At 40.9% G+C, this 516-nt stretch carries 1 protein-coding gene; it reads right to left on the bottom strand.

Annotation, left to right across the window (positions count from 1 at the left end):
* Positions 1-516: mechanosensitive ion channel family protein (locus tag ACRCJ0_RS19295; RefSeq protein ID WP_431391840.1), on the bottom strand; the 516-nt coding region annotated here is incomplete at both ends.

Here is a 516-nt window from a genome sequence, read left to right as displayed (position 1 = left end):
TTCACCTAAAACCCGGTCATCAGAAGAAGCTAATGATAAACCATCTTTAATAACAGATTCGATTGAACCTAAATCAGCGTTTGGATCAATGTACAAGTCTACGTACATATGACGAGTGGTATTAGAAGAGTTGGTTACATTTTCGATGTTACGGTTAGGGACAAAGTGCCTTGAACCGTCATCTCCAGATAGAATAGTTGTCCGGATACCCGTTGAAATAATGGTACCTGATAAACCAGCGATTGTAACATAGTCTCCAACAGCAAATTGGTGTTCTAAAAGAATGAAAAAACCATTGACCACGTCAGTGATAAAGCCTTGTGCACCAAGACCTAAGGCTAGGGAAGCAACCCCGGCACCGGCTACTAGTGTGGCTACTGGTAAACCTAGAATGGCTAGAATAGAGTAACCTAATAGGAAATAGTAAGTATATTGAACAACGTTTTCCACTAATTTATGGATGGTTTTGTTCCGTTGGATAGACCCAACGTTGCGGTTTTCAATCCGTTTAGCGTC

This window comes from Aerococcus sp. L_32 (assembly GCF_050689315.1).
The sequence above is the reverse complement of the archived record's forward strand: the minus strand, read 5'-3'. Positions and strand labels throughout refer to the sequence as shown.